Annotated in this window: 21 protein-coding genes; 11 read left to right on the top strand and 10 right to left on the bottom strand. The window is 72.4% G+C overall.

Features of this window, described 5'->3' with window-relative positions:
* Window positions 1-4: 4 nt before the first annotated feature.
* Together Ade02nite_RS25460 and Ade02nite_RS25455 are read right to left on the bottom strand one after the other, a co-directional pair.
* Window positions 5-550 (bottom strand): LOG family protein, encoded by a 546-nt coding sequence (locus tag Ade02nite_RS25460; RefSeq protein ID WP_203768909.1) that lies wholly within the window; start codon window positions 548-550, stop codon window positions 5-7.
* 1 nt (window position 551) lies between these two features.
* The gene (locus tag Ade02nite_RS25455) at window positions 552-1,331 is read right to left on the bottom strand and encodes an LOG family protein (protein WP_203768902.1); all 780 of its coding nucleotides are present in this window, start codon (window positions 1,329-1,331) and stop codon (window positions 552-554) included.
* A gap of 180 nt (window positions 1,332-1,511) precedes the next feature.
* Here Ade02nite_RS25455 and Ade02nite_RS25450 point away from each other — a divergent pair, with 180 nt between their 5' ends.
* Window positions 1,512-1,703, top strand: coding sequence for a hypothetical protein (locus Ade02nite_RS25450; protein WP_203768911.1), 192 nt, complete (start codon window positions 1,512-1,514; stop codon window positions 1,701-1,703).
* On the opposite strand, the gene dapE is transcribed toward Ade02nite_RS25450, so the two are convergent.
* On the bottom strand, window positions 1,700-2,782 hold the full coding sequence (gene dapE, locus Ade02nite_RS25445; protein ID WP_203768894.1) for a succinyl-diaminopimelate desuccinylase: 1,083 nt from the start codon (window positions 2,780-2,782) through the stop codon (window positions 1,700-1,702). The two genes, Ade02nite_RS25450 and dapE, sit on opposite strands and share 4 nt — an antisense overlap.
* A gap of 75 nt (window positions 2,783-2,857) precedes the next feature.
* Here dapE and dapD point away from each other — a divergent pair, with 75 nt between their 5' ends.
* Window positions 2,858-3,799 (top strand): 2,3,4,5-tetrahydropyridine-2,6-dicarboxylate N-succinyltransferase, encoded by a 942-nt coding sequence (gene dapD, locus Ade02nite_RS25440; protein WP_203768892.1) that lies wholly within the window; start codon window positions 2,858-2,860, stop codon window positions 3,797-3,799.
* Here dapD and Ade02nite_RS25435 read toward each other — a convergent pair.
* Window positions 3,796-4,602: a LysR family transcriptional regulator ArgP gene (locus Ade02nite_RS25435; RefSeq protein WP_203768890.1), complete on the bottom strand. Its 807-nt coding sequence runs from the start codon at window positions 4,600-4,602 to the stop codon at window positions 3,796-3,798. The two genes, dapD and Ade02nite_RS25435, sit on opposite strands and share 4 nt — an antisense overlap.
* Before the next feature lie 71 nt (window positions 4,603-4,673).
* Between Ade02nite_RS25435 and Ade02nite_RS25430 the strand changes: the two genes are divergently transcribed.
* The 6 genes from Ade02nite_RS25430 to Ade02nite_RS25405 all read left to right on the top strand — a co-directional run bounded on the left by Ade02nite_RS25430 (window position 4,674) and on the right by Ade02nite_RS25405 (window position 8,678).
* Window positions 4,674-5,270, top strand: a complete 597-nt coding sequence (locus Ade02nite_RS25430) for a LysE/ArgO family amino acid transporter (RefSeq protein WP_203768888.1) — start codon at window positions 4,674-4,676, stop codon at window positions 5,268-5,270.
* Window positions 5,271-5,324: 54 nt separating this feature from the next.
* Window positions 5,325-6,383: a DNA polymerase III subunit beta family protein gene (locus Ade02nite_RS25425; protein ID WP_203768886.1), complete on the top strand. Its 1,059-nt coding sequence runs from the start codon at window positions 5,325-5,327 to the stop codon at window positions 6,381-6,383.
* Window positions 6,384-6,425: 42 nt separating this feature from the next.
* Window positions 6,426-6,734 carry a metalloregulator ArsR/SmtB family transcription factor gene (locus Ade02nite_RS25420; protein WP_239169041.1) on the top strand — a complete coding sequence of 103 codons (309 nt, stop codon included), beginning with the start codon at window positions 6,426-6,428 and terminating at the stop codon, window positions 6,732-6,734.
* The gene (locus Ade02nite_RS25415) at window positions 6,731-7,111 is read left to right on the top strand and encodes an SRPBCC family protein (protein ID WP_203768882.1); all 381 of its coding nucleotides are present in this window, start codon (window positions 6,731-6,733) and stop codon (window positions 7,109-7,111) included. The genes Ade02nite_RS25420 and Ade02nite_RS25415 overlap by 4 nt, the downstream gene beginning before the upstream one ends.
* 88 nt (window positions 7,112-7,199) lie before the next feature.
* On the top strand, window positions 7,200-7,940 hold the full coding sequence (locus Ade02nite_RS25410; protein ID WP_203768880.1) for a class I SAM-dependent methyltransferase: 741 nt from the start codon (window positions 7,200-7,202) through the stop codon (window positions 7,938-7,940).
* Window positions 7,941-7,970: 30 nt separating this feature from the next.
* Window positions 7,971-8,678, top strand: coding sequence for a carbon-nitrogen hydrolase family protein (locus Ade02nite_RS25405; protein ID WP_203768878.1), 708 nt, complete (start codon window positions 7,971-7,973; stop codon window positions 8,676-8,678).
* 12 nt (window positions 8,679-8,690) lie between these two features.
* Here Ade02nite_RS25405 and Ade02nite_RS25400 read toward each other — a convergent pair whose 3' ends face one another.
* Both Ade02nite_RS25400 and Ade02nite_RS25395 read right to left on the bottom strand, forming a co-directional pair.
* The gene (locus Ade02nite_RS25400) at window positions 8,691-9,440 is read right to left on the bottom strand and encodes an SDR family NAD(P)-dependent oxidoreductase (RefSeq protein ID WP_203768876.1); all 750 of its coding nucleotides are present in this window, start codon (window positions 9,438-9,440) and stop codon (window positions 8,691-8,693) included.
* Window positions 9,441-9,505: 65 nt separating this feature from the next.
* Window positions 9,506-10,234 (bottom strand): methyltransferase domain-containing protein, encoded by a 729-nt coding sequence (locus Ade02nite_RS25395; protein WP_203768874.1) that lies wholly within the window; start codon window positions 10,232-10,234, stop codon window positions 9,506-9,508.
* Window positions 10,235-10,265: 31 nt separating this feature from the next.
* Between Ade02nite_RS25395 and Ade02nite_RS25390 the strand changes: the two genes are divergently transcribed.
* The 3 genes from Ade02nite_RS25390 to Ade02nite_RS25380 all read left to right on the top strand — a co-directional run bounded on the left by Ade02nite_RS25390 (window position 10,266) and on the right by Ade02nite_RS25380 (window position 13,168).
* Entirely contained in the window at window positions 10,266-10,661 is a 396-nt protein-coding gene (locus Ade02nite_RS25390) for a RidA family protein (RefSeq protein ID WP_239169040.1), read from the top strand.
* 806 nt (window positions 10,662-11,467) lie between these two features.
* Window positions 11,468-12,130 carry a hypothetical protein gene (locus Ade02nite_RS25385; protein ID WP_203768870.1) on the top strand — a complete coding sequence of 221 codons (663 nt, stop codon included), beginning with the start codon at window positions 11,468-11,470 and terminating at the stop codon, window positions 12,128-12,130.
* Between the two features lie 36 nt (window positions 12,131-12,166).
* A complete protein-coding gene (locus Ade02nite_RS25380) occupies window positions 12,167-13,168 on the top strand; it encodes an SDR family oxidoreductase (protein ID WP_203768868.1) in 1,002 nt (333 codons plus the stop codon).
* On the opposite strand, the gene Ade02nite_RS25375 is transcribed toward Ade02nite_RS25380, so the two are convergent.
* From Ade02nite_RS25375 to Ade02nite_RS25360, 4 genes are all read right to left on the bottom strand, one after another.
* Complete coding sequence (locus tag Ade02nite_RS25375; RefSeq protein ID WP_203768866.1) at window positions 13,161-14,570, bottom strand: DUF4407 domain-containing protein; 1,410 nt, start codon at window positions 14,568-14,570, stop codon at window positions 13,161-13,163. The two genes, Ade02nite_RS25380 and Ade02nite_RS25375, sit on opposite strands and share 8 nt — an antisense overlap.
* A gap of 64 nt (window positions 14,571-14,634) precedes the next feature.
* Complete coding sequence (locus Ade02nite_RS25370; RefSeq protein ID WP_203768864.1) at window positions 14,635-15,294, bottom strand: SIMPL domain-containing protein; 660 nt, start codon at window positions 15,292-15,294, stop codon at window positions 14,635-14,637.
* A gap of 9 nt (window positions 15,295-15,303) precedes the next feature.
* Complete coding sequence (locus Ade02nite_RS25365) at window positions 15,304-16,038, bottom strand: hypothetical protein (RefSeq protein WP_203768856.1); 735 nt, start codon at window positions 16,036-16,038, stop codon at window positions 15,304-15,306.
* Window positions 16,038-16,428 (bottom strand): hypothetical protein (locus tag Ade02nite_RS25360; protein ID WP_203768854.1); only part of this gene is annotated, 391 nt, incomplete at its 5' end. The genes Ade02nite_RS25365 and Ade02nite_RS25360, both read right to left, overlap by 1 nt.

Below are 16,428 nucleotides of genomic sequence, written 5' to 3'. Positions count from 1 at the left end.
CCCCCTATGTCAGGTGTTCCTCGACGGCGTCCAGGGCCGCGCCGATCGACTTCGCGACGATCACCCGTTCGAGGGCGGCCGAACGGACGAAGGCCGTGTCGGCGAGCTGGCCGAGCCAGCCGAGCAGCCCGTCGTAGAAGCCGTCCGGGTCGAGCAGCACGATCGGCTTGGCGTGCAGGTCGAGCGTCGCCGTCGTCCACACCTCGAAGAGCTCGTCGAGCGTGCCGAGGCCGCCGGGCAGGGTGATGAACGCGTCCGACCGCTCGATCATGAGGTTCTTGCGGGCGCCCATGTCGCCGGTGACGATCAGCTCGTCGGAGGCGAGGTCGGCCACCTCGAGGTCGACCAGCGACTGCGGGATCACGCCGAGCGTGTGCGCGCCGCCGGCCCGGGCGCCGTCGGCCACCGCGCCCATCATGCCGACGCAGCCGCCGCCGGAGACCAGCGTGTGGCCCCGGGCGGCCAGTTCCTCGCCGGTGCGGGTGGCCAGGTCGAGCCATTTCTGTTCGAGAGTGGTGGAGGAGGCGCAGAAGACACAGATGGCTGCCACGTCACCGCTTCCCGTTCGCCTCGGCGAGCGCCGCGTCGGCGTCCACGATGATCTGCACGGCCTCGTCCACGTCGTCGGTGAGCCGCAGCAGCTCCAGGTCGCTCTCGCTGATCTTGCCGTCGGCCAGCATCGTCCCCTTGAGCCAGTCGAACAGCCCGGACCAGTACTGCGTACCCATGAGGATCACCGGGAAGCGGGTCACCTTCTTGGTCTGCACCAGCGTGATCGCTTCGAAGAGCTCGTCGAGCGTGCCGAAGCCGCCGGGCAGCACGACGAACGCCTGCGCGTACTTCACGAACATGGTCTTGCGAACGAAGAAGTAGCGGAAGTCGATGCCGATGTCGACCCAATCGTTGATGCCCTGCTCGAACGGGAGCTCGATGCCGAGCCCGATCGACATGCCGCCGGCCTCGGTGGCGCCCCGGTTGGCGGCCTCCATCACGCCCGGGCCGCCGCCGGTGATCACCGCGTATCCCGCCTCGGCCAGGGCCGCGCCGAGGTCGGCGGCCATCTCGCACTCGGGGCTCTCGGGGGTGCTGCGCGCCGAGCCGAAGACGCTCACGGCCGGCGGCAGGTCGGCGAGCGTGTCGAAGCCCTCGACGAACTCGGACAGGATGCGCAGCGCCCGCCAGGCGTCCTTGGTCTTCCACTCGCGCCGGTGGTGCGAATCGAGGAGCTTCTCGTCGGCCGTACTCGGTGGAATCGACTCGCGGCGCAGGGTGACGGCGCCGCGATGACGCTCCGCGCCGCCCTGGCGTCGCCCGTTGGTGCTGTCCGTCATGCCTAAAAGGTAGTGCGGACGGTCAGTAACCCGGTGAACAACCGGGTGGGTTTCGGTAAGAGGATTGCGGGCCGCCGACCTTTTTGCCAGATTGAAGCAACGGACGGTAGCTCTCATGCGTCTGTACAGTTACCGAAATCTCTCGCGGCACGCACGGCCACCCGGGCTTAAGGAGCCACCGTGACGACCCGATACGAACGCCTGAAGATGCAGCGCCGCATGCAGCGGCGCATCCGGCTGGTGGTCGAGGAGCGGCGGATGGCGTTCGGCGCCCGGCCCGCCTCCGACCCCGAGGAGACCGTCGAGATCCCGGCGATGGCGCTGCCGCAACCGGCGCCCGCCATCGGCCGGGTCAGGATCACCAGCGCCTAGAACGACTGATCGGAGGCGAGCCAGCGGTGCAGCGTCGCCGCGCCGTCGCGGATCTTGCCGATCTCGACGTGCTCGTCCTGGGCGTGCGCCAGCAGCGGGTCGCCCGGTCCGTAGTTGAGGGCCGGGATGCCCAGCGCCGCGAAGCGGGCCACGTCGGTCCAGCCCAGCTTCGCCGCCGGCTCCGCGCCCACCGCCGCCAGGAACTCGCGCGCCGGCTCCGCCGCCAGCCCGGGCAGTGCGCCCGGCGCCGAGTCGACCAGCTCCACGTCGAAGCCGTCGAAGACCTCGTGCACGTGCTCCAGCGCCTGCTTCTCGGTGCGGTCCGGGGCGAAGCGCATGTTGACCTCGACGACGCACTCGTCCGGCACGACGTTTCCGGCGACACCACCCGAGATGCGTACGGCGTTGAGCCCCTCCCGGAACGTGCAGCCGTCGATCGTGACCGTGCGGGGGCGGTAGTCCTCGAGCCGGCGCAGCACCTCGCCGGCCGCGTGGATGGCGTTGACCCCGCGCCAGGCCCGGGCCGTGTGCGCCCGGCGGCCCACCGTGCGCACGTGCACCCGCAGTGTTCCTTGGCAGCCGGCCTCGACCACCCCGTACGTCGGCTCCAGCAGCACCGCGAAGTCGGCCCGCAGCCACTCGGGGTGCTCCTCGGCGACCAGGCGCAGCCCGTTGAACTTGGAGTCGATCTCCTCGGCCTCGTAGAAGAGGTAGGTGACGTCGTACGCGGGGTCGGGCAGCGTGGCGGCCAGGTGCAGCGCGAGCGCGACGCCGCTCTTCATGTCCGAGGTGCCGCAGCCGTAGATGAGGTCGTCGACGACGGTCGACGGGAAGTTGTCGTTGAGCGGCACCGTGTCGAGGTGGCCGGCGAGCACCACGCGCTGTTCGCGACCCAGATCCGTGCGAGCCATCACCGTGTTGCCGAGCCGGTCCACGCTGAGGTGGGAGACCTGGCGGAGGACCTCTTCGACGAAGCCGGCGATCTGCTGCTCGTTGCGGGAGACGGACTCGACGTCGACCAGGGCGCGGGTGAGCTGCACGGGGTCGACCAACACGTCCGGGGTCAGGGGGTTGGCCATAGGCCGCACGATACCGGCCAGAAGTGAATCACCCGTCGACTTACGATCCTCATCACGCCCAGTAGAGTTCCGGTCGTGGACAACGCGATCTCGACCTCCCCGGCCTGGGGCATCGGCCTCGCCACCGTCACCGCGGATGGCCAGGTCCTCGACACCTGGTATCCCTTTCTCGGCCTGGGCGAGCTCCCGGCCGAGCCCGCGGTGCTACCGGCGGGCCTGACCGGGCCCAAGGCGCTGCCCGGCCTGTCGACGGTCGAGGTGCGCACCACGATCTCCTCGCTGGCCGACCCGATCAAGGACGCCTCCGACGCGTACCTGCGGCTGCACCTGCTGTCGCACCGGCTGGCCCGGCCCAACACGCTCAACCTGGACGGGATCTTCGGCGCGCTGGCGAACGTGGCGTGGACCTCCGCCGGCCCGTGCCCGCCCGACCGGGTCGACGAGCTGCGCTTCCTGGAGCGCGCCGCCGGCCGTCACCTGGCCGTCTACGGCATCGACAAGTTCCCGCGCATGACCGACTACGTGACGCCGACCGGCGTGCGCATCGCCGACGCCGACCGGGTGCGGCTCGGCGCCCACCTGGCCTCCGGCACGACGGTCATGCACGAGGGCTTCGTCAACTTCAACGCCGGCACGCTCGGCACCTCGATGGTCGAGGGCCGCATCGTGCAGGGCGTCGTGGTCGGCGACGGCTCCGACGTCGGCGGCGGGTCGTCCATCATGGGCACGCTCTCCGGCGGCGGCAAGGACAAGGTGCGCATCGGCGAGCGCAGCCTGATCGGCGCGAACGCCGGCATCGGCATCTCGCTCGGCGACGACTGCGTGGTCGAGGCGGGCGTCTACATCACCGCCGGTTCCAAGCTCACGCTGCCGGACGGCCGGGTGGTCAAGGCGCGCGAGCTCTCCGGCGTCGACAACCTGCTCTTCTGGCGCAACTCGGTGACCGGCGCGCTGGAGGCGCGGCCGCGCAAGGGCACAGGCATCGAGCTGAACGCTGCCCTGCACGCCAACGACTAGATCAGAGCCGAGACGGCCGCCGTTCTGACGGCGGCCGTCAGCTCTTCCAACACCACCGACCCGATCCGCCAGTACTGCCAGTACAGCGGGACGTCCAGCCATGTGTCCGTATGTTTCTGGACATAGTGACCCGCGGCGATGCCGGGCAGGGCGATGGTCGACGGCACCATCCCCCAGCCGAGGCCCAGCCGGATGGCCTCGACGAAGGCCGAGGCGGCGGGCACGTAGTGGATCGGCGCGTCGGCGGAGAGCCCGATCGACGCCAGGAACCGGTGCTGCAACTGGTCCTTGCGGTTGTAGACGATCATCGCGTCGGCTCCCGGCCGTCCCACCGCCAGATATCGCATGGCACCCAGCGACTCGATCCGGCACCCCTGCACGGCGACGTGATCGGCGGTGACCGCGGCCATCGCCGTCCCCGATCGCAGCAGGTCGGCCGTGTAGTCCTGATCGTCGGTGTGCAGCTCGTACTGCGGCCCCGGCACCTCGGCCAGGGCAGGCAGGAACCAGGTCAGCAGCGAGTCCGCGTTCACCACGATCGACACCCGGGTGCCGTCGCGCGCCTGGCTCAGCGCCTCGCGCTCCAGCAGCGCCACCTGCCCGGCGAACCGCACCAGGGCCTCGCCCGCCGGCGTCGCCACGCACGGCTTCGCGCGGCGGACCAGCACCTGGCCCACCGAGCGCTCCAGCGCCTTGATCCGCTGGCTGACCGCCGAGGGCGTCACGTGCAGCTGCCGGGCCGCCGCCTCGAAGCTGCCCGAGTCGACGACCGCCTGGAACGTGGCCAGCTGCGCGAAGTCCATGGTTAGAAATTCTAATGCAACGTCAAAATCTTTAGTTTGAGTACGGAGTGAGCACTGCCTACGGTCGGAAGGTGCTCACCTCCGTCCTCGCCGGGTTCGCCGCCTCCGCGGTGCTGATCGTCGCCATCGGCGCGCAGAACGCCTTCGTCCTGCGCCAGGGGCTGCGGCGCGAGCACGTGCTCGCCGTCGTCGCCGTCTGCGCCCTCTCCGACCTGCTGCTGATCCTCGCGGGCATCGGCGGGCTCGGCGCCGTGGTCACCGCGCGGCCGGACGCGGTGACGGTGATCCGCTGGGTGGGCGCGGCCTTCCTCGTCGCGTACGCCGTGCTGGCCGCCCGCCGGGCGCTGCGGCCCGCCGCCCTGAACCCCGCCGAGCGCGCCCCCGCCACGCTGGGCGCGACCCTGCTCACCTGCCTGGCCCTCACCTATCTCAACCCGCACGTCTACCTCGACACCGTGCTGCTGCTCGGCTCGGTCGCCCAGCAGCATCCGCACCGCTGGCTCTTCGGCCTCGGCGCGGCCGCGGCCAGCCTGGTCTGGTTCACCGCCCTCGGCGCCGGCGCGCACCGCCTGGCCCCGCTGCTCGCCCGTCCCGCGGCCTGGCGGGTCCTCGACGGGCTCATCGCCGTCGTGATGCTCGGCGTGGCCGTGACCCTGGTGGTGAGCTAACGTGCTTGACCTTCGAGCAGGTTCAGGCGGCAGGTTCGGTCCGTGCGAGGAGACATGCGGAGCATCGGCGAGACGGCACGGGCCAGCGGGCTCAGCGCCAGCGCGCTGCGGTTCTACGACAGCGCGGGCGTGCTCGTCCCGGCCGAGGTGGACGAGGCGACGGGATACCGCCGCTACACCGGCGAGCAGGTGCGGGCGGCGCGGCTGATCGCCGGCCTGCGCCGGGTCGGCATGCCGGTGGCCGAGATCGCCCGGGCGGTCCGCGAGATGCACGACCCCGAGTCCGTACGCCGGCGGCTGGACGACCACCGCCGGCGGCTCGAGGACGGGCTGGCCGACGCGAAGCGTGAGCTCCTGCGCATCCACGCCCTGCTCGACCTGGAGGAGCACCTCATGACCCGCCTGACCCTGCCCGGCGCCGCGCTGGCCGCCGCGATCGACGCCGTGCGCTTCGCCGTCGGCGACGACCCGGAGCTGCCGCAGCTGTCCACCGTGCTGTTCGACGTGACCGGCGACGAGCTCACGCTGGTGACGACCGACCGCTTCCGCCTGGCAGTGGCGGGTGTCGCCGTCGCCGCCGAGGGCCCACCGGCCCGCACGGTGCTGCCGGTCGCGTTCGTCGACGACCTGCGCCCCCACCTGACCCGCGACACCGTGGTTCTCGACCTGGCCACCGACCGGGCGCGCGCCGAGCTGCCGGGCGGGCGCGTGATCGACGGCAAACCGCTCGACATGGACTATCCCGACCACCGGCGGCTGCTCGACGGCCTCGCCGGCCCGGCCCGCCGCGTCACGATCGACACCGCCGCGCTGCGCGACGAGGTGCTGACGACCCCCGCGGCGGCTCACGAGGACGACGGCAAGACGTACGAGGTGACCGTTCTGAGCCTCGACCCGGCGGGAGGCGTGCGGCCGGTCCCCGGCAGCGAGTGGGCCGGCGACACGGCGGCCCATGTCGCGGTCAACCGGGAGTTTCTCCTGCAGGCCCTGCAAGCCGGCAACGCCGGGCAGCTGGTCCTCGAACTGGACGGTCCCATCAAGCCCCTCGCCGTCCGGGTTCCCGGCGACGAGTCCCGCATGTCCCTGCTGATGCCCGTCAGGTACACCGCTTGACGTGTCGGAGATTTCCGACGCATTATGGCGGGCGTGCCAGAGATGGATGTCTTCGGCGCGCTGGCCAACCCGGTGCGCCGCGAGCTGTTGCAGGCGTTGCGCGACGGCCCCCTGCCCGCGGGTGAGCTGGCCGGCCGGTTCTCGCTGAGCCGGCCGGCGGTCTCCGAGCACCTCGGGGTGCTGCGGCAGGCGCGGCTGGTGACCGAGGAGCCGCGCGGCCGGCATCGCTACTACCACCTCGCGGCCGGGCCGCTCGCCGAGGTGAGCGACTGGCTTCACCCGTTCGAGCGGTATTGGCGCGACCGCCTCACCGCGCTGCGCGACTTCGTCGAGCGAGAGGAAGACCTGTGAGCAGCATCGAGTGCGACCAGTTCATCGCCCGTCCACCCGCGTCCGTGTGGCGGGCGCTGACCTCACCGGCGCTGCTGGCGAAGTGGTGGGCGGCCGGCGACATCAGGCCGGAGGTGGGTCACCGCTTCACCCTCGACATGGGCTCGTGGGGCGAGCAGTGGTGCGAGGTGCTCGAGGTGGAGCCGGAGAAGCTGCTGCGATACACGTTCGCCGAAGGCGTCCTCGACACCACGATCACCTGGCGGCTGGAGCCCGAGGGGGCCGGGACCCGGCTCTTCCTGGTGCACGACGGGTTCGTGCCCGATTCGGCGCCCCTGCACGGTATGGGCAACGGCTGGCCCGGAATTCTTCGCCGGGTCGAGGCCGTGGCGGAGTGAGTATTTAACGACTGGTTAACCCCGATCATGCTTTGAGCCATGTCACACCGGCTGCTTCCCACGGCCGGGCAGTGGCTACCGTCGTGGGGTGCGCATCGGGCAGCGATACGAGGACACGGCCGGCCCGGCCGTCGGCGAGCGCGCGACCGGCTGGGAGTTCGCCTGGCTGGACGGTCGCCACGTCGGCTCCGAGCCCACCTGGTCGTACCCGTCACTGGCCCGCACCCTCCTGCGCGACGCCGGCTCGCTGCTCGACCTCGACACCGGCAGCGGCGAGCTGCTCGCCGAGCTGGCGCCGCTGCCCCGGCACACGGTCGCCGTGGAGAGCTGGGCGCGCAACACCCCCGTCGCCCGGGACAGGCTGGCGCCGTTCGACGTGCCGGTGCTGACCGAGCTGCCCGGCGGCGAGGACGAGTTCGACGTGGTGCTGAGCCGGCATGGGCGGCTCCCCGCGTCCGACATCGTCCGCCTGCTGCGGCCCGGCGGCCGCCTGCTCACCCAGCAGGTCGGCAGCGACGACCTGGCCGGGCTCAACCAGGCGCTGGAGGCCCCGCCGGCCCACCGCCAGCCGTGGAACGCCGAGGTCGCGACGGCCGCGCTGAGCGCCGCCGGCCTCGAGGTCACCGACGTGCGCGAGGAGCGCCCGCGGGTCACCTTCCACGACGTGGGCGCCGTGATCCGCCAGCTGCGCGACCTGCCCTGGCAGATCCGTGACTTCACCCCGAGCCGCTACGCCGGGGCGCTCGAGCGCCTGGACACGTTCATCCGCCTGCACGGCGGCTTCAGCGTGACCGCTCACCGCTTCCTCGTCCAAGCCGTCCGTCCTTAGAACCGCATCCCCCCAAAGAAAGATCGCCCCATGCGCTCTCTGGTCATCGCTGTCGCCCAGCCGCCCGTACACCCGCTCGACATCGCCGCGAACGTCACGCGGCACGCCGCCACGGTGCGCGCGTCCGCGGCCCGCGTCGTGGTCTTCCCCGAGCTCTCGCTCACCGGTTACGACCTCGACGCGGCCCTGCTGTCGCCCGATGATCCGCGCCTGATGCCGCTGGTGGAGTCGTGTACCGCCACCGACACCGTCGCGCTGGTCGGCGCGCCGGTGCCGGGCCCGTACATCGGCATGCTGCGCGTCGACGCGGACGGCGTGCAGGTGGTCTACCGCAAGCAGTACCCGCACCACACCGAGCAGCGCTTCCTGCCCGGACCGGGCCCCGAGGTGATCGAGGTCGACGGCTGGCGGCTGGGCCTCGGCGTCTGCCGCGACACGGGCGTCGAGCAGCACGCGGCCGAGACGGCGGCGCTCGGCATCGACGCGTACGTGGCGGGCGTCGTCGACCAGCCCGCGGACGATGTGACGCTTGCCGAGCGGGCGCTGCGGATCAGCACCACGTACGGCGTGTGGACCGCCGTCGCCTCGTGCGCCGGCCCTTCCGGCCCGGCATACCCCGCCACCGCCGGCCGCTCCGGCATCTGGCAGCCGAACGGCATGGTGGCGGCCCGCGCCGGCCGCGCCCCCGGCGAGATCGCCCGCGCGACCCTCTTCGCCGAGCAGCTCGCCCGGGTCTGAGCCCTCGCTTCTCTAGTCGAGGAACGCGCCGCAGCTGATGTTGAGGCTGGCGCCCGTCATGGTGCGGGCCCAGTCCGACGCGGCGAAGACGGCGGCGTTGCCCACGTCCGCCAGCGTGGCGGCCCGGCCCAGCAGGGTGGTCGCGGTGATGCCCGCGCCGATCTCGGCGGCCTCGGGCATGCCGGCGGGCAGCGACTCCACGATGCCGCTGGTGGCCAGCGTGACCACCCGGATGCCGTGCTCGCCCAGCTCGGCGGCGAGCTGGCGGCGCAGCGCCTCGACGGCGGCGAAGCCGGCCAGCAGCCCGCCGAGGCGGTGCATGCGGTTCGCCGCCTTGTCGCCCTCGCCGCCGAAGAACAGGATGACGCCCCCGCGCCGCGGGATCATGTGCCGGGCCGCCGCGCGCGTGGTGAGGAACTGCGACCGCAGCGGCTTCGCGACCGGCGACAGGTAGTCGTCGACCGCCATCTCGACCAGCGGCGTGCCCTGCACGTCATAGGACGAGGTGACGTTGACGGAGATGTCGATCCGGCCGACCTCGGCGGCGTGCGCGTCGACCGCCGCCTCGTCCAGCGCGTCGAGCACGGCGGTCTCGGCCCGTCCGCCCGCCTCGCGGACGGCCCCCGCGACCTTGTCGAGACTCGCCGCCGTACGCCCGGCGAGGTGCACCCGCGCCCCCTGCGCCGCGAACGCCTTGGCCATGGCGCCACCGACCGAACCGCCCCCGCCGTAGATGATCGCGTTCTTGTCGTCGAGCAGCATCGCTCACTCCCGTCTGTCGTCGTCTTCGCGGCGTCTCCCGGTCGGACCGACGGCGACGCGCGAACTCATCGGTGTCTCACCGCCAGGACCAGACTGGTACGGAGGTCGAGCGCGATCGTGCCGCCGAACCCGTCGATCGTCGCCCGCAGGTCGTCGAGCACCCGGCGCTGGAGCTCGGGCGAGTGGCGGCGGAACGGCGAGAAGGTGCGCGTGAGGTCGAGATAGCCCTCGGTGCTCAGCGGCCTGTCCTCGCGCCACTCGAGCTCGTCGACGCTCGCCCAGACCCCGGAGCCGCGCACGTCGTCGGCGATCCAGTGCTCCGGCCGCATCGGCACGTCGCGGCGGGCCCGGTCGAAGACCTCACCGATCGCCGCCGACTGGGCCTCGTCGGCGTAGGCGAACCGGTGCCCGAAGACCGCCAGCACCCCCTCGGGGGCGAGCGCCGCCGCGGCACGCTGGTTACGCGTCGCGGCGTCCATCCAGTGCCAGGCCATCGCGCAGGCGAGCAGGCCGGCCCCGCCGGGCGGCGGCGTCCACTCCTCGAAGGTGCTCTCCAGGACGTCGACGGCCGGGAACTTCGCCCGCAGCACGGCGGCCATGCGCGGGTCGGGCTCGATCGCGGTGACCTCGTCCCGGATCGCCAGGAGCACCTCGGTGCCCTTGCCCGTCCCGGCCCCGATGTCGACCGCGGGGCCCGCGGGCGCCCGTTCCCCGATCGCCTGGCGCAACTCGGCCCGATAGCCCGGGCGCACATCGTCGTAGAGGGCGGCCACCTCGCCGAAGACCAAAGCCATGCGAGGAACCGTATCGGTTAGAGTTGATCTCGTGCGGCACCATCTGCGGCCGGAGGGCACTCCGCCGACCAACGGGTACAGCCACGCGGTCACGGTCACCGGCGCGTTGACGCTGGTCTCGGGGCAGGTGCCGCTCGACGCGGACGGGCGGCTGGTGGGGGCCGGCGACGCCCTGGAGCAGACCCGGCAGGTGTTCCGCAACCTCGCCGCGGCGCTGGCCGCCGCCGGGGCCTCGATGTCCGACGTGGTCAAGCTGACCGTCTTTCTCACGGATCTCGCCGACCTCGCCGCCTTCCGTACGGCGCGGGACGAGTTCATCGACCTCACGCGGCCGCCGGCGAGCTCGCTCGTGCAGGTTTCCGGTCTCGTGAACCCGGCCTTCAAGGTCGAGATCGAGGCCATCGCCGCAACAGAGGCGTCCGCCTGAAGCCTCTTTCAGGTGACAGGGCCGGAAAATAGCGTCACCCGGCAGTGTCCGCTGTCCTTGCTGGGCGGCAACTATCGGGTTTTGCCGGCCCTTCTCCGCGCCCTGTGCCGCACCCGCTTCTGACAACCGTCCGGCCTGCTCAGACCGGCTCTGCGTCGTTCTGGTGCGGGTGCGTCTCAGCCGTACGGGGTCATCGGAACGGCGGGACAGGACGGGCAAAAGTTCTATCGTTTCCCGGCCCGGGATCGGCCATCTTTGTCGCAGCGCCGGGACACCCCGGCGACGGTCTTCACCACCCCCGAAGCGCCCACGGCGGCGCCTTCGCCGGCGGGCACCGGGGCGTCCGAGCCGTCCGCCAGCGGCTCGGTGCCGGCGGACTTTCCTAAGGTGGGGAAATGATCGAGCCCCCGGCGGGGTCCCACGCCGGGGGCTCGATCGGTTGTGCCACTTTCCGGTTAAGCCGATCGACGAGAGAATTGCGGAAGAACGTCTTGGCGACACGCCCCGTGTGGTGTCCTCCTCCCGCCCGATGCCGATGCACCGCCCGCTCCGAACGCGTCCGCGGCCGACGAAACCGCTGGTCAGCGTCATTAAGCAGATTCGTCGCCGCCTTTCCCCCGACCGGGGTAAGCCGGACAGTCGGCGTTGTGCGATTTATGCGCGCACAAGCGCGGACGGAATCCCGATCACATGACCCGGCGTCGTGGGCGACCGTTGTACAAAACAGTCCCCACCGGTCGTCGAGGAGGAACGCACCGCATGTGTACGCGATCCGGACGGCCTGCCACGAATTTGGAGGCCCCGTCATGATGCGGCGCGAAGTCCTCACCCGACTGCGTGAAGGCGGCCTCCGCGGCGACCGTGACTTCGGTGGCAGGAACGGCAACAGGACCAGCGACATGCACATCGAGCTCGAGACCGCCGACCACGAGGAGCCGACGTGGGAGGTGCGCAGCCCCGGCGACGCGCGCAGGAACCGGCTGGACCGGCGCACCCGGGCGATCCTGGGCATCGCCGCCACCGCGGCGGTCGTGGTCAACGCGGGCGCGGCGTGGGCCTACTGGCGGATCACCGGGTCGGCGACGGCGCAGGCCGCCGAGGGCCCGCCGGTCGCGATCGCGCTGCGGGCCAAGTCGGACCTCAGTGAGCCGCTGCGCCCCGGGCAGAACGGCGACCTGACCGTGACCGTCGCGAACGAGAACGGCTATCCGATCCGGATCACGGCGGTGGCGCCGGGCCAGGGAACCATCGTCGCCGACCCCGAGCACCGCGACGCGGGCTGCACGGGCGCCGCGGTGGTCTTCACCCAGCCGCGGTTCCAGGTGGCATGGGAGGTGCAGCGCCACACGGTCGGCGCGTTCGCCGTCGACGGGGCGCTCAGCATGCGCGCGGACGCCGCCCGGGCCTGCGAGGGCGCGACCTTCACCGTCCCGGTGCAGGCGTCCGGCGTACGCGGGAACCCGAGCTGAGGTTTCCCCCGCCCCGGATCGCGGAACCTGCACCTCATGACAAGGATCTCCGTAGTGACCGGCGCGAGCGGCGGCATCGGCCGGGCGGTGGCCCGCCGGCTGGCCGAGCGCGGCGACGCGGTCGCTCTGCTGGCGCGCGGGTCGGACGGCCTGGCCGCGGCCGCCGAGGACGTGCGCCGCGCCGGTGGCACCCCGCTGCCGATCGAGGTGGACATGGCCGACTTCACCGCTGTGGACCAGGCCGCCGACCGTGCCGAGAAGGAGCTCGGGCCGATCGACCTGTGGGTGAACAACGCGTTCAGCTCGGTCTTCGCCCGGTTCACCGACATCGGCATGGACGAGTTCACCCGTACCACCGAAGTCACGTACCTCGGCTACGTCTACGGCACGAGGGCCGCGCTCACCCGCATGCAGCCGCGCGACCGGGGCACGATCGTGCAGGTCGGCTCAGCGCTGGCGTACCGCGGCATCCCGCTGCAGACCGCGTACTGCGGCGCGAAGCACGCGATCCAGGGCTTCAACGAGGCGCTGCGCGTGGAGCTGCTGCACGACAAGAGCAACATCCACACCACCATGGTGCTGATGCCCGCGGTGAACACGCCGCAGTTCGGCTGGGTGCTGTCCCGGCTGCCCCGCAAGGCCCAGCCGGTCGCGCCGATCTATCAGCCGGAGGTGGCCGCGAAGGCCGTGCTCTACGCGGCGGACCACCCGAAGCGCCGCGAATACTGGGTGGGCGGCTCGACCGTGGGCACGCTGATCGCCAACGCTGTCGCGCCCGGCGTCCTGGACCGCTATCTGGCCCGTACGGGATTCGACAGCCAGCAGACCGGCGAGCAGCGCCCCGCCGACGAGCCCGCGAACCTGTGGGACCCGGCGGACGGGCCCGGCGAGCCGGACGCGGGGGCGCACGGCGACTTCGACGACCAGGCGAAGCCGCGCAGCATCCAACTGTGGCTGTCGCAGCATCACGGCCTCGTCTTCTCCGGCCTGGCGGTCGCCGCGGGCGCGGCGGCGTGGGCCGCAGGGCGCGTCAGATAGCCCGGTCGTTGCCCGGCAGCGCCCGCACGTTGTCGTGCACGACCATCGGGCGGCGGTGCCGGCCACGCTCCTGCTCGGCGTCGCGCTCCTGGCCGGCTTCCCGGCGCTCCGGCTCGGCGTCGCGCTCGTCGGTGCGGAGCAGCTCGGAGCGGAGCGACCGGTGGTGCCGGCCGTCGTGCGCGCTCAGCTCGCGCACCTCGGGCGGCACCACGACGGAGTTGCGCAGCACCGCGCCGGCCCGCTCGGCCGAGGTGCGGGCGACCTCCTCGTCGTGGGTCGCCGCCTCGATGCCCTCGGCCACCACCCGCGCCATCGCCTCGCCGTAGGTGCGGGCGTCCTGGATGCCGCGCTCGTGCAGCAGCGCCGCCTCGTGCTCGCGGCGGCGGGCGATGCGCGCCTCGTTGCGCTCGTACGCGTTGCCCTTGGACGCGAACTTGAGGCCGACGGCCGCGCAGTCCAGGGCCACGAGCAGCAGCATGATGCCGATGTAGAAGACGCCGACGCCCCAGAAGTCGGTGGTCACCAGGTGCCACATGGCGGCGGTGCGTGCGCCGAAGCCGGCGTTGTCGCGGACCGTCTCGGTGTTCAGGGCCCGTTGCTCGCCGATCCTGCGGGTCAGCTCCACCTGCTCGGCGTTGCGCGCCTCGCGGGCTGTGCGCTGGGTCTTCAGCAGCTCCCCGGCCTGCTTGTCGAGCGCGGCCGCCTCCACGTCGAGCGAGCGCGACCGTTTCACGAGCGTGTCGCAGTAGCCGCCGTCCGGGCAGCCGGCCGCCCGCGACACCCCGTCACCGGCGGAGTCGGCAAGGGCCTGGTCGTAGAGGGCGCGGGCGTCGTGCCGCTTCTGCGCCGCCCGGTCGGTGAGGTCGCGGACCGCGGCGTCGTCGGCGGCCGTCTCGCGTTTCAGCTCGCCCAGCCGGGCGGTGTAGGTGCCGATGACGCCGTCCCGGTCCATCTGGCTGAGCTGCTGGTTGTGCACCTCGTTGAGGCGGGCGTCGATCTCGCCCTGGTAGCGCGCGAGCATCAGCGGCTCGGTGATGAGCACGGCGAACAGCAGCGCCAGGCCGAGGCGGCCCGCGTACAGCCCGATGGTGGGCCGTCTCAGGAACTCCTGAGGGTCGGTCGAGTCGAGCCGCTCGTAGCTGATCGAGACCCGGCCGACGACCGCGCGGTCGTACGCCACCACCCCGGCCGCCACCATCGGGCCGACCAGCCAGCGATACCACGGGTGCTGATAGTTGGAGCCCGCGTCGATGAACGCGGCGCCGCCGAGCGTGGCGTAGACGAAGTAGAGAAGGATGAAAGCGCCGATCGCGGAGTAGAGAACCCGATCGGTGTGCGTGGTCACGCTGTCCGGGTTGACGTTCGCCACCCGCAGCAGGACGTCTCTGCGGCCCTTCGGCATGAGCCCGAGTCTGGCCGAAACGGGGTTTCTGCGGACGGTTTCCGCGATTTTGGGCTTTTCGGCTTCAGGCCGACAGATCGGGTTCGGTGATCGTGACGCGGACGGTCACGGCGGCCTGCACCGTCTGCTGCTGCGGGTCGAGCTCGAACCCGGCCGACTCCCGGGCCGCCATGTCGTAGCCGGCGGCGGCCGCCCGCAGCATCACCGGGCTGCCGCCTACGCCCTCGTCGGCGATCTCGACGAGCCGGTCGACGCGCGCGCCGACGGCCGCCGCGTATTCCCGGGCGCGGTTCAGGGCGTCCGCGATGGCCTCCCGCCGCACGTCCGCGCCGGCCTTGCTGCCCGGCCGCAACTGCCACCACGGACCGGCCACAGTGGCGAACTCCAGCCCCGCCAGCCGCAGCAGAAGCGCACCGAGGGCCTCGAAGTCGGTCACGAACACCGTCGCCGAGACGCTGCCGGAATAGGCGACCACGCGCTCGCTGCCGCGCTTGAGCTCGGGGAACACCTGCACGCCGCCGGTCTCGCGGCGCTCGATGGCGCCGTCGTCGCCGCCGGCACTGTCGAGCACGTCGCGCACCTCGGCGGAACGCTGGAGCAGCCGGTCGATCACGGCTTCGCGGTCGCGGTCGCGCGCGGACACGGTCACGGAGAGAACGGCAAGCTCGGGGGGCACCTCGCGGAGCGCCTCGCCACGAACCACGATCGTCGGTTGCTCGCTCATGGGCCGACGCTATCGGCCCGGTCGCGAGTCGGCCAGGCGCGCGTCGGCGAGCAGCCGCTGAAAATCGGCGGTCCATTCGGTGGTACGCCGCGCCGCCTGGTCGACGCGGTCGGCGAGGCGGCGCAGGGTGCCCGCGTACGCCGGGAGGCCGCCGGGCGTGGTCTCGTCCGCGTCGACGGCCGCGCTGACGAACTGGCCGGTCAGCTCGGCGCCGAGATGGCCCAGGTCGGCCGCGCTGCCCACGGCCATGCGGCGCGACACGGTGCCGGCCCGGCCGGCGGCCGGCTTGCGGGCGAGACCGCGGCGGCCGGGCCGCATGTCGGCGGCGAGCGAGGCGAGCCGGCCGGCCACGTCGCCGCCGTGCGCGACAGCGGTCTCCACCAGCGCGAGCACGGAGGCGGCCCGGCCGGAGACGGCCCGCAGCAGCTCGATGATCCGGTCGACGCCGGGGCGGATGCGGCCCAGCAGGCCGTCGATCGTGGCGATGGCCGCGGTGACCTGCTCGGGCAGGTCACGAACGACGGACGACCACACGGTGTCGTCGCGCAGGAAGAGCCGGGCACGGGCAAGCAGGTCCTGCACGGACGCGACGAACTGCTGCCAGGCGTCGCCCAGGCGGCCGGCCGTCTCACGCACGAGGTCGGCGGCCTCGCGGAACGTGCCGGCGCCCTCGGCGCTTCCCAGGACCGCGCCGGCGTCCTCGGCCGTCGTCGTGCCCATCTCGTCCGGCGCGTCGTCGTTCATCAGCGGGCCCAGGCGTCCAGCTCGCCGAGTCTGCTCCGCCCGAGCTCGGCCAGCGCGTCGCGGGCGTCGGCGACCAGGCTCTCGGTGTCGCCGGCGGTGGGCCGGCGCGGGCCGGCCTCGGCGCGCTCGATCCGCCCGCCCCGCACATGCAGGCGGAAGAGGCCACGCGGGCCGGCGATGACGCGGGAGGACTGGTGCTCGCGCATCCGCTTGCCGGCCTCGTCGATCAGCCGATAGGCCTCGGCTATGCGCCCCCGGGCCGCGTCGAGGAAGTCGGCGGCGCCGGGCGACATCTCGGATACCGGCGTCGGCGTCGGCGTCTGTGTCGGCGTCGGCGTCGGCGTCGGCGTCTGCGTCGGCGTCGGCGTCTGCGTCTGCGTCGGCGTCGGC

This window comes from Paractinoplanes deccanensis (genome assembly GCF_016862115.1).
Classification (GTDB): Bacteria; Actinomycetota; Actinomycetes; order Mycobacteriales; family Micromonosporaceae; genus Actinoplanes; species Actinoplanes deccanensis.
The sequence above is the reverse complement of the archived record's forward strand: the minus strand, read 5'-3'. Positions and strand labels throughout refer to the sequence as shown.

Coding starts and splice junctions, on each gene's coding strand:
- Ade02nite_RS25455 (WP_203768902.1), bottom strand. CDS start 1,331: ATGACGGACAGCACCAACGGGCGACGCCAGGGCGGCGCGGAGCGTCAT.
- dapE (WP_203768894.1), bottom strand. CDS start 2,782: ATGGCCAACCCCCTGACCCCGGACGTGTTGGTCGACCCCGTGCAGCTC.
- Ade02nite_RS25435 (WP_203768890.1), bottom strand. CDS start 4,602: ATGGACTTCGCGCAGCTGGCCACGTTCCAGGCGGTCGTCGACTCGGGC.
- Ade02nite_RS25425 (WP_203768886.1), top strand. CDS start 5,325: ATGCGGAGCATCGGCGAGACGGCACGGGCCAGCGGGCTCAGCGCCAGC.
- Ade02nite_RS25420 (WP_239169041.1), top strand. CDS start 6,426: ATGGATGTCTTCGGCGCGCTGGCCAACCCGGTGCGCCGCGAGCTGTTG.
- Ade02nite_RS25405 (WP_203768878.1), top strand. CDS start 7,971: ATGCGCTCTCTGGTCATCGCTGTCGCCCAGCCGCCCGTACACCCGCTC.
- Ade02nite_RS25400 (WP_203768876.1), bottom strand. CDS start 9,440: ATGCTGCTCGACGACAAGAACGCGATCATCTACGGCGGGGGCGGTTCG.
- Ade02nite_RS25395 (WP_203768874.1), bottom strand. CDS start 10,234: ATGGCTTTGGTCTTCGGCGAGGTGGCCGCCCTCTACGACGATGTGCGC.
- Ade02nite_RS25385 (WP_203768870.1), top strand. CDS start 11,468: ATGATGCGGCGCGAAGTCCTCACCCGACTGCGTGAAGGCGGCCTCCGC.
- Ade02nite_RS25380 (WP_203768868.1), top strand. CDS start 12,167: ATGACAAGGATCTCCGTAGTGACCGGCGCGAGCGGCGGCATCGGCCGG.
- Ade02nite_RS25375 (WP_203768866.1), bottom strand. CDS start 14,570: ATGCCGAAGGGCCGCAGAGACGTCCTGCTGCGGGTGGCGAACGTCAAC.
- Ade02nite_RS25370 (WP_203768864.1), bottom strand. CDS start 15,294: ATGAGCGAGCAACCGACGATCGTGGTTCGTGGCGAGGCGCTCCGCGAG.
- Ade02nite_RS25365 (WP_203768856.1), bottom strand. CDS start 16,038: ATGAACGACGACGCGCCGGACGAGATGGGCACGACGACGGCCGAGGAC.